The following is a 9,348-nucleotide window of genomic DNA, read 5'->3' as shown; positions in this document are numbered from 1 at the left end:
GCTAGGTCTCCTCGGCGCGACCCGGGTCGGGCTCGACGGTCATCAGCGCCAGCTCGAGCATCAGCTTGTCGCGCGGGTCGGTGAGCGTGCAGCCGGTGAGCTGCTCGATCTGCTTGGTGCGGTAGATGACGGTGTTGCGGTGGCAGTAGAGCTCCTCGGCGGCGTGCTTGGCCGACCCGTCGTGGCGCAGCACCGCCGCCAGCGTGCGCAGCAGGGTGCGCCGGTGGTGCTCGGGCTGGGCCAGCAGCGGGTCCAGCGTCTGCGAGCGCAGCAGCGGCAGCACCTCGGGACTGCCCGCGAGCAGCACCTCGGGCAGCCGGTCGCTCACCGAGACCACCCGCCGCTCGCCGCGCGGCAGGGTCTCCGCGGCGCGGGTGGCGAGCTGGAAGGCGGTGGCGAAGCCGGCGAGACCGTCCGGTGACGCGGCCACCCCGACCCGGCCACGGGCGTGCGAGGAGAACAGCTCCACCAGCGCCGGCTCGCGCAGCACGGGACCGGCGAGCAGCCCGAAGTAGACCCCGGTGCGGACGTGCCAGAACGAGGTCACGCCCAGCCGGGCGAGCTGGTCGTCGGCCGCGGTCAGCGGCTCGTCCAGCGCCCCGTCGTACAGGGCCACGACGCAGGCGATGGCGGCGTCGACCCCCAGCCCGAGCACGGTGCGCACCTCGGCGCCGAACTCCGGGTCGCCGCCCCGGCCCGCCACCAGCGCGTCCAGGGTGCTCTGCTGCCGCTGCAGGTCGCGTCGGCGCAGCCGCCGGCTCTCCTCGCGGTAGCCGTCGATCATCACGGCGTACTGCACGTCCAGCGCGGCCCACACCGCCTGCCCGGCCTCGATCAGCACCGTCTCGGAGATCGCGGTGTCCGCGGCGGTCTCGATCAGCGCCTGCCACAGCACGCGCGAGCCCATCGTGTAGGCGTTGAGGACCAGCTCCATCGGCACGCCCTGGCGGGCCCGGGTGCGACCGGTCTCGCGCCACAGCTCCACGGTCGCGCCGCCGGCGACGTCCTCCTCGGCGAGCACCTCCAGGCCCCGGCGCAGGTGGACGCGGGTGCTCTGCCGCACCTCGACGCGCAGCTCGGGGGTGAGGCGTTCGTAGCCCTCGACGTCCTCCTCGAACAACCGGTCCGAGATGGCGTCGGCGACCTCGTCCGAGCGCGGCAGCAGCAGCGCCCAGGCCCGGGCGACCTGCGCCCGCAGCACGGGGTCGCGCGAGGCGCCTCCCGAGATCACCTGCCCACGTTCGCACTCCCCGCACAATTCTGACCAGGGCGCGGGCGAACTGTCCCGCTCAAACCAAGGCATCTTGTGCGCTGCGCCTAGTGCACATTCTGTGCGCGGGGACCAAGGTGGTGCACGTCACACTCGGCGACCACGTCTCGGAGGCGCGCATGGACGAGGCCCTGGAGCTGAACGGCATCACCGTCACCTACGGCGGGCTCACCGCCCTCAGCGAGGTGTCGCTGGTCGTCGAGCCCGGCACGGTGCACGGGGTGATCGGGCCCAACGGCGCCGGCAAGACGACGCTGTTCAACGTCGCCTGCGGCTTCACCGCCCCCGACAGCGGCACGCTGAGCTGGGAGGGCACCCGGCTCGACCGGCTGCGCCCCCACGACCTCGCCGGTCTCGGCATCGCCCGCACCCTGCAGGGCGTCGGCCTCTTCGACCGGATGAGCGTGCTGGAGAACGTCGTGGTGGGTGCCGACACCCGGGCCCGCTCGGGCTTCTGGAGCTCCCTGCTCGGGCTGCCCCGCTCCTCGCGGGAGGAGCGGCAGCTGCGCGAGGAGGCGATGGCGGTGCTCGAGCGCCTCGGCGTCGCGTCGTACGCCGCCCGCACCCCGACGAGCCTGCCCTACCCGGTGCGCAAGAAGGTCGCCCTCGCCCGGGCCCTGGCCGCCCGGCCGCGGCTGCTGCTGCTCGACGAGCCGGCCAGCGGCCTGGCCGCCGACGAGATGGACGAGCTCGGCGAGCTGGTGCGCGAGCTCACCGGAGAGATGGCGGTGCTCCTGGTCGAGCACCACATGGACCTCGTGATGCGGGTGTGCGACCAGATCACCGTGCTCGACTTCGGCCGCCGCATCGCCCACGGCCCGCCGGCCGTGGTGCGCGACGACCCGGCGGTGCTGGCGGCCTACCTCGGCGACACGGTCGAGGGGGTCTGAGGTGCTGCGGATCGAGGGCCTCACCACCAGCTACGGACCCGTCCGGGCGCTCCAGGACGTCTCCTTCACCGCCGAGCGCGGCAAGGTGACCGCCGTGCTCGGCGCCAACGGAGCCGGCAAGACGACCCTGCTGCGGACGATCTCGGGCCTGGTGCGACCCGACTCCGGCAGCGTCCACCTCGGCGAGCACGACATCAGCCGGACCCCGGCTGAGGCGATGCCCGCCCTCGGGCTGGCGCACGTGCCCGAGGGGCGCGGCGTGATCACCGAGCTGACCATCGCCGAGAACCTCCACCTCGGCGGGCTCGGGCGGGGCCGCAAGGTCACGCCCGGCGACCTCGACCGCGTCTACGACCTGTTCCCGGTGCTGGGCGAGCGCCGCGAGGCCCGGGCGCACACGCTCTCGGGCGGCGAGCGGCAGATGCTCGTGGTCGGGCGCGCGCTGATGGCCGAGCCGTCGCTGCTGCTCCTCGACGAGCCCTCGCTCGGCCTCGCCCAACGCATCACCGCCCAGATCTTCGCGCTGCTGCGCGACCTCGTCGCCGAGGAGGGCCTCACGGTGCTGCTGGTCGAGCAGAACGCCCGCAGCGCGCTCTCCCTGGCCGACCACGGCGTCGTGCTCAACCTCGGCCGCGTCGTGGCCGACGACCGCGCGGAGGTGCTGGCCGGGGACGACCAGCTCCGCCACGCCTACCTCGGATTCTGACGGGAGACCGACGTGCAGCAGCTCCTCAACACCGCCCTCGGCGGCCTCACCCTCGGCATGGTGTACGCCGCGTTCGCGCTGGCACTCGTGCTGATCTGGCGCTCCACCCGGATCGTCAACTTCGCGCAGGCGCCCATGGCGATGCTCACCACCTTCGTGGCGCTCACCGTCATCGACGCCGGCTACTCCTACTGGATCGGCTTCGTGGTCGCCCTGCTGGCCGGCCTCGTGCTCGGCGCGGTGATCGAGCGGTTCGTCGTACGCCACGTGGAGGGCGGGCCGGAGATCAACGCGGTCATCCTCACCCTCGGGCTGTTCATCGTGCTGCACGCGCTGGCCTCGGTGGTGTTCGGCAACCGCTACCGCTCCTTCCCCGCGCCGTTCGGGATCCGCGGCATCGAGGTCGGCGAGACCACGATCGGGCTGACCGGGTTCGGCATCTTCACCGTGGTCGCCGTGCTCGTCGTGATGGGGCTGCTCGTCGCGCTGTTCCGCTTCACCGACGTGGGCCTGCGGATGCGGGCCTCGGCCTTCAACCCCGAGGTCGCCCGGCTGCTGGGCGTCAAGGTGGGCCGGATGCTCACCCTGGGCTGGGCCCTGGCCGCGCTCGTCGGCTCCCTGGCCGCGCTGCTGATCGCGGGCGGCAGCCTGGTGCACCCGGGCTACATGGACTCGATCGTGGTCTACGGCTTCGTCGCGGCGGTGCTCGGCGGGCTCGACTCCCCGCTCGGTGCCGTCGTCGGCGGCCTGCTGCTCGGCCTCTCGCTCAGCTTCGTCAGCGGCTACCTCGGCTCCGAGCTGGTCGCGCTGGCCGCGCTCGGGATCCTGATGGCGGTGCTGCTGCTCCGCCCCGGCGGCCTGTTCGCCCAGGCCCAGGAACGGAGGGTCTGATGAAGCAGCGCCTCGCCCGCGTCTGGGACGCCTCGGCCGGTCGCCACCTGCTGCTCGCCCTGCTGGGCCTCGTCGTGGTGGTGCTGGTCGTGGAGAGCGTCAGCGACTTCCGCAACGTCCAGCTCGCCTCGCTGGCCTACCTCGGCATCGCCGCCGGCGGGCTCACCGTGCTCACCGGCCTCAACGGCCAGATCTCGCTCGGCCACGGCGCCCTGATGGCCATCGGGGCCTACACCGCCGCACTGATGCTGCAGGACGGCGAGCCGCCGATCCCCCTGCTCGGCATCGTGCTGGTCTCGATGCTGGTGGCGCTGGCCGTCGGCACGCTCGTCGGCGTGGCCGCGGCGCGGCTGCACGGCCCCTACCTCGCCGGCGCCACGCTGGCCCTGGCCGTCGCCGTGCCCGGCATCGCGCTGCGCTTCGGCGAGACCCTCGGCGGCGAGGCCGGCCTGCGGGTGCGGCTGCCCGACATCCCCGAGTGGGTGCTCGACGCGGCGTACTTCGTCACCGGCAGCGAGCTGACGCGCAGCAGCTACGTCGCCTACCTGGCCTGGCTGGTCCTGCTCGTCACCTACGTGCTGCTCGCCAACCTCTCCCGCAGCCGCGTGGGCAGGAGGTGGCGGGCGGTGCGCGACGACGAGGTCGCCGCCGAGCTCGCCGGCATCGGTCTCGGCCGGTCGCGCGTCTCCGCCTTCATGGTCAGCGCCGCGGCGGCCGGGGCCGCGGGTGCGGTGATGGCCTTCGCGGTCCGGCTCGCCGCGCCCAGCGGCTTCACGCTCACCCTCAGCCTGACGCTGCTCGCCGCGGTCGTGCTCGGCGGCCTCGGCAGCCTCACCGGCGCGCTCGTCGGGGCGGCGCTGCTGACCTTCCTGCCCGACGTGGTCACCGACGCCGGCCGCAGCGCCGGGCTCGGCGACATCCGCGCCGCCGAGCTGGCCCCCCTGGTCTACGGCCTCGTCATGGTCGCGGTCGTCCTGCTGGCCCCCGCCGGGCTGGTCGGCACCGTCCGCTCGGCGGCCGCCCGTCGGCGCGCCCGCAGCTCGCGGTCCGGTCGCGACACCACCCCGGACCGTCGTACGACGCACACCGACGCTGCCCCGACCGGGGCCGTGCCCACCTCGAAGGGAGACGTCCGATGACCACTCACGACACCAGGGGCACCCGCCCCAGACGCCGGGCCCGCGCCCTGGTCACCGGGGTCGCGCTGGCGACGCTCGTGCTCGGCGCCTGCGGCGGCACCCGTCCCGAGGGCGGCGCCACCACGGTCGGCGTCACCGACGACTCGGTCAAGATCGGCGGCCACTTCCCGCTGACCGGCGTCGCCGCACCCGGCTACAGCGAGATCCCCACCGGCGCCAAGGCCTACTACGACTACGTGAACGCAGGCGGCGGCGTGAACGGCCGCACGATCGACTACCTGGTCCGCGACGACGGCTACGACCCCACCAAGACCAGCACCGTCACCAACGAGCTGGTCCTGAAGGAGAAGATCTTCGCGATGGTCGGCGGGCTCGGCACGCCCACCCACGGCGCGGTCGTCGACTTCCTCAACGACGAGGAGGTGCCCGACCTGTTCGTCTCCTCCGGCTCGCTCGCCTGGGGCGAGGACCCGGCGGAGAAGCCGTGGACGTTCGGCTGGCAGACCGACTACGAGAGCGAGGGCAAGGTCATCGGCCAGTACGTCAAGAAGAACTTCCCCGACGCCAAGGTCGGGCTGTTCCTCCAGGACGACGACCTCGGTGCCGACGGCGAGAAGGGGCTCGAGCAGTACATCGGGGACCAGGTCGTCGAGACCGTGCGCTACACCTCGGGCAACACCGACGTGGCGCCCCAGATCTCGGCGCTGCAGTCCTCCGGGGCCGACCTGGTGATCGGGTTCAACACCCCGTCCTACACCGCGCTGTCGCAGCTGACCTCGCTCAAGCTCGGCTTCGAGCCGCAGTGGTTCTACACCAACGTCGGCTCCGACGCGACGCTCGTCGGCTCGCTGCTCTCGCGGTTCTCCGAGGGTGCGGTCAAGGGCGGCGCCAGCTCGCTCGACGGGGTGCTGACCACGAAGTACCTCGACACCGTCGACGACGCCGACAGCGAGTGGATCAAGCTGTGGAAGAAGGTGTGGGAGCAGGAGGGCGACGACCAGCCGCTGACCAACTACCGGGTCTACGGCATGGCCCAGGCCTACACCTTCGTGCAGGCGCTGCAGGCCGCGGGCAAGGACCTCACCCGTCAGGGCATCGTCGACGCGCTCGAGGAGCAGGGCGGTGACTTCGAGGGCCCGATGGTGGCGCCCTTCGCCTACAGCAAGGACAGCCACATGGGCACGACCGGCATGCGCGTCGCCCGTCTCGACGGCGCGAAGGTGGTGCCCGAGACCGAGGTCGAGGTCACCGAGATCGGCGACAACCCGATCGAGCCCGACAGCTCCGACGCCGGCAAGGACGCGCCGCCGTCCTCCGGCATCCCCGGCCAGGACTGACGTCAGGACGGGCGTCAGGACGGGCCTCGGGACGGGCGCGACTCCAGCACCCGGAAGCCCTTGGCGCTCGCTGACCTGGTGGTCGGGAAGCCCTGCTCCCCCAGCCACCGGGTCAGCGAGTCCGCGCCCAGGTTCTTGCCCACCACCATGACTGCACGACCGTCGGGCCGCAGCCGGGGCAGCCAGGTCAGCAGCAGCTCGTGGAGCGCGTCCTTGCCGACGCGGATCGGCGGGTTCGACCAGACCTCGTCGAAGCGCAGGTCGGCCTCGACCTCGTCGGGGCGCACCGCGCGGAACCGATCGGCGACGCCGAGCCGCTCGGCGTTCTCGCGGGCCAGCAGCAGCGCCCGCTCGTTGACGTCGACCGCGGTGACCCGCGCGCCCGGCACCGCGACGGCGATCGCCAGCCCGATGACGCCGTAGCCGCAGCCGAGGTCGAGCACCTCGCGGGCCTGCGTGGGCGGGGCGGTCTCGCGCAGCAGCACGCCGGTGCCGACGTCGAGCCGGCCGCGGGCGAAGACGCCCGAGCCGGTGGTGAGCTCCAGCCAGTGGCCCCACACGTCCGCGCGGACCGGCACACGGGTGAACGGAGTGCTGGGGTTCGCTGCGAAGTAGTGCTCCTCGGTCACGCCGCCCCTCTCCTCGTACGCCGCCCCGCGGCGGCCGCGGCCTCCACAGCCGCCGTCGGCGGCCCACCTTTCCACAGCCGCCGGCGCGCCCCGTACGCCGTCCGTCACCGGGGCCATCCTGGCGCCATGAGCACCGTGTCCTCCGACGTCCCCGCCAGCCCGTCCGCGGCCCCACCCCTCCCCGACGACGCCGGCCCCGGACCCGGCGCCCACCGCAACGAGGTCGTCCTCGTGGGCCGGGTCAGCGCCGAGGCGCAGTCCCGCGACCTGCCGAGCGGCGACCGTCTCCTCACGCTGCGCGTGGTGGTCGACCGTCCCCCGGTCACGGGCAGCACCCGTCGGACCGTCGACGTGATCGACGTGGCCTGCTGGACCACGCGCACGCAGCGCGCGGCGGGCCGGCTCGTCGCCGGCGACGGCGTCCGCGTCGAGGGCGCGCTGCGACGCCGGTTCTTCGCCGGGGCGGCCGGCCGGGCCAGCCGCTACGAGGTGGAGGCCGGGCGGCTCACGCGGGTGTCGTCGGCGGCAGCGTCCTGAGCGCGCGCGAGGTCCGTGCCCGGGAGGCGAGGTCGGCGTCCGCGGGGTAGGCGACCTCCTCGAGGGTCAGCCCGTGCGCGTGCGCGACCGTGACCGCGGGGTCGCGCCGACGACCGGCCAGCACCTCGGCGGCCCACTCCGGTGGCCGACGGCCGTCGCCCACGGCGAGCAGGCACCCGACCAGGGCGCGCACCATGCTGTGGCAGAACGCGTCGGCCCGCACCGTCGCCTCGAGGGTGCCCGCCCCCGGGCCGTCCTCGCGCCGGGCCCAGGTCAGGTCGAGCAGGGTGCGGATCGTGGTCGCACCCTCCCGCTTGCGGCAGAACGCCGCGAAGTCGTGCTCGCCGAGCAGCTCCCGCGAGGCCTCGGCCATGACGGCCTCGTCCAGCGGCCGCGGCCAGGCCAGGACGTGGCCCCGGACCAGTGGGTCGACCAGCGTCACCCGGTCGGCGACCCGGTAGACGTAGCGGCGCCAGATCGCCGAGAACCGCGCGTCGAAGCCCGGCGGCGCCGGGGCGACCGAGCGCACCCGGACGTCGGCGTCCAGCACCCCGTTGAGGCGTCGCAGCAGCGCGTCGACCGGGGCGTCGGTGCCGCGCCCCACCACCGCTGCCAGCGCGTCCTCGGCGACGTCGACGTGCGCCACCTGGCCGCGGGCGTGGACCCCGGTGTCGGTGCGCCCCGCCACGGTCACCTCGGCACGGTCGACCCGGAGCACGGTCGTCAGGCCCCGCTCGAGCTCGCCCTGCACGGTGCGCAGCCCGGGCTGCCGGGCCCACCCGTGGTAGCCGGAGCCGTCGTAGGCGAGGTCGAGACGCAGCCGCACCGCGCCAACCTACCGTCGTCGTCGGGGCCCCGGCGTCTGGGATGCTCGCCCGCGTGACCCTGTCCCGGCGGCTGCTCCTGCTCACCACGGGCTGCGTCGTCCTCGGCGTGGGCGTCGCCCTGCTCCTGGCGGCCGACCTGGGCTCCGACGGCTTCTCGACGTTGGTCAACGGGCTCGCCCGGGCGAGCGGGCTGCCCTTCGTGGTGGCCAACCTGGTCGTGAGCGTCGACTTCCTGCTGCTGGCGGCCGGTCGCCGCCTGCTGCCGGGCGTAGGCACCGTGGTGCAGGTGGTCGTGGTCGGTCTGGTGGTCTCCGTCCTGCTCCCCGTGGTCGTCACCCCGTCGTCGTACGCCGGCCGCGGGTTGCTGCTCGTCGCCGCGCTGCCGGTCCTGGCGCTCGGCATCGCGGCCTACCTCGCGGGCCACCTCGGCGCCGGCCCCATCGAGAGCGCGGCCCTGGCCTGGGACCCGCCGGTGCCGTTCCGCTGGAGCTACGGCGCGGCCCAGGGCGCGAGCGCGCTCGTCGGCTGGCTGCTGGGCGGCACCGTCGGGGTGGGCACCGTCGCGGTCGTGCTGCTGCTCGGGCCCCTGGTCGACCTGGCGGGGCGCGCCCTGCGCCTCGACGTCCACCAGCCCCGCGCCGGCGACGACGTCGTCACCGGTTGACCGCGGGGCGATGACGACGCCGTGAGCAGGAACGAGCCTCACCGAGGCTCACCACCCCGGCGGGGTGTCGAAATGTCTTGGGCCCCGCGGCGCGACCCGGTTACGGTCGGTTGATGCAGGGGGACACGTCGACCCACGTGCTGCGCCGCCGGATGGTGGTGGCGCTGGCGCGTGCGACCAAGGACCACGACCACACGACGGCGATCGCGCTGCGCTCGACCCTGGCCGTGCTGGCCAGCGCCGAGGCCGTGCAGGGCCGCGCGAGCGCCCGCGGGCGCGCCTCGGACCTGCCGGGGCAGGAGCTCACCGACCTCGAGGTGGCCGGCATCGTCGCTGCCGAGGCCGAGCAGCGCGAGCGGGCGGCGGCGCGCTACCGCGAGGCCGGCGACCCGCGCCGCGCCACCCGGATGCTGTCCGAGGCCGAGGTGCTGCGCGCCTTCCTCGACGACTGAGCCACG

The 9,348-nt window shown here is 74.2% G+C and carries 11 protein-coding genes; 8 read left to right on the top strand and 3 right to left on the bottom strand.

Annotation, left to right across the window (positions count from 1 at the left end):
* Nucleotide 1 precedes the first annotated feature (1 nt).
* Nucleotides 2-1,231 (bottom strand): PucR family transcriptional regulator, encoded by a 1,230-nt coding sequence (locus EDD33_RS02435; RefSeq protein WP_170169677.1) that lies wholly within the window; start codon nt 1,229-1,231, stop codon nt 2-4.
* A gap of 158 nt (nt 1,232-1,389) precedes the next feature.
* Here EDD33_RS02435 and EDD33_RS02430 point away from each other — a divergent pair, with 158 nt between their 5' ends.
* The 5 genes from EDD33_RS02430 to EDD33_RS02410 are packed head-to-tail and all read left to right on the top strand — an operon-like array spanning nt 1,390 to nt 6,233.
* Nucleotides 1,390-2,160 (top strand): ABC transporter ATP-binding protein, encoded by a 771-nt coding sequence (locus tag EDD33_RS02430; protein WP_123392908.1) that lies wholly within the window; start codon nt 1,390-1,392, stop codon nt 2,158-2,160.
* A 1-nt stretch (nt 2,161) separates the two neighbouring features.
* Complete coding sequence (locus EDD33_RS02425) at nt 2,162-2,866, top strand: ABC transporter ATP-binding protein (protein WP_123388952.1); 705 nt, start codon at nt 2,162-2,164, stop codon at nt 2,864-2,866.
* Nucleotides 2,867-2,878: 12 nt separating this feature from the next.
* Nucleotides 2,879-3,757 carry a branched-chain amino acid ABC transporter permease gene (locus tag EDD33_RS02420; protein WP_123388951.1) on the top strand — a complete coding sequence of 293 codons (879 nt, stop codon included), beginning with the start codon at nt 2,879-2,881 and terminating at the stop codon, nt 3,755-3,757.
* Nucleotides 3,757-4,896, top strand: coding sequence for a branched-chain amino acid ABC transporter permease (locus tag EDD33_RS02415; protein ID WP_123388950.1), 1,140 nt, complete (start codon nt 3,757-3,759; stop codon nt 4,894-4,896). Before EDD33_RS02420 ends, EDD33_RS02415 begins: the two co-directional genes overlap by 1 nt.
* Entirely contained in the window at nt 4,893-6,233 is a 1,341-nt protein-coding gene (locus EDD33_RS02410; RefSeq protein WP_123388949.1) for an ABC transporter substrate-binding protein, read from the top strand. The genes EDD33_RS02415 and EDD33_RS02410 overlap by 4 nt, the downstream gene beginning before the upstream one ends.
* A gap of 14 nt (nt 6,234-6,247) precedes the next feature.
* On the opposite strand, the gene EDD33_RS02405 is transcribed toward EDD33_RS02410, so the two are convergent.
* On the bottom strand, nt 6,248-6,862 hold the full coding sequence (locus EDD33_RS02405) for a class I SAM-dependent methyltransferase (protein WP_246003321.1): 615 nt from the start codon (nt 6,860-6,862) through the stop codon (nt 6,248-6,250).
* Nucleotides 6,863-6,988: 126 nt separating this feature from the next.
* Between EDD33_RS02405 and EDD33_RS02400 the strand changes: the two genes are divergently transcribed.
* Nucleotides 6,989-7,399, top strand: coding sequence for a single-stranded DNA-binding protein (locus EDD33_RS02400; protein WP_123388947.1), 411 nt, complete (start codon nt 6,989-6,991; stop codon nt 7,397-7,399).
* Here the strand turns inward: EDD33_RS02400 and truA are convergent.
* Nucleotides 7,368-8,225 carry a tRNA pseudouridine(38-40) synthase TruA gene (gene truA, locus EDD33_RS02395; RefSeq protein WP_123388946.1) on the bottom strand — a complete coding sequence of 286 codons (858 nt, stop codon included), beginning with the start codon at nt 8,223-8,225 and terminating at the stop codon, nt 7,368-7,370. The genes EDD33_RS02400 and truA overlap by 32 nt on opposite strands.
* 53 nt (nt 8,226-8,278) lie before the next feature.
* On the opposite strand from truA, the gene EDD33_RS19870 reads away from it, so the two are divergent.
* Both EDD33_RS19870 and EDD33_RS02385 read left to right on the top strand, forming a co-directional pair.
* On the top strand, nt 8,279-8,890 hold the full coding sequence (locus EDD33_RS19870; protein ID WP_170169676.1) for a DUF6198 family protein: 612 nt from the start codon (nt 8,279-8,281) through the stop codon (nt 8,888-8,890).
* A gap of 113 nt (nt 8,891-9,003) precedes the next feature.
* The gene (locus EDD33_RS02385) at nt 9,004-9,342 is read left to right on the top strand and encodes a GatB/YqeY domain-containing protein (RefSeq protein ID WP_123388945.1); all 339 of its coding nucleotides are present in this window, start codon (nt 9,004-9,006) and stop codon (nt 9,340-9,342) included.
* Nucleotides 9,343-9,348 lie beyond the last annotated feature (6 nt).

The organism is Nocardioides aurantiacus (genome assembly GCF_003752505.1).
GTDB lineage: Bacteria > Actinomycetota > Actinomycetes > Propionibacteriales > Nocardioidaceae > Marmoricola > Marmoricola aurantiacus.
The sequence above is the reverse complement of the archived record's forward strand: the minus strand, read 5'-3'. Positions and strand labels throughout refer to the sequence as shown.

Excerpts from the sequence above, each read along its gene's own strand:
- EDD33_RS02385 (WP_123388945.1), top strand. The coding sequence starts at position 9,004 with ATGCAGGGGGACACGTCGACCCACGTGCTGCGCCGCCGGATGGTGGTG.
- EDD33_RS02410 (WP_123388949.1), top strand. The coding sequence starts at position 4,893 with ATGACCACTCACGACACCAGGGGCACCCGCCCCAGACGCCGGGCCCGC.
- EDD33_RS02430 (WP_123392908.1), top strand. The coding sequence starts at position 1,390 with ATGGACGAGGCCCTGGAGCTGAACGGCATCACCGTCACCTACGGCGGG.
- EDD33_RS02415 (WP_123388950.1), top strand. The coding sequence starts at position 3,757 with ATGAAGCAGCGCCTCGCCCGCGTCTGGGACGCCTCGGCCGGTCGCCAC.
- EDD33_RS02400 (WP_123388947.1), top strand. The coding sequence starts at position 6,989 with ATGAGCACCGTGTCCTCCGACGTCCCCGCCAGCCCGTCCGCGGCCCCA.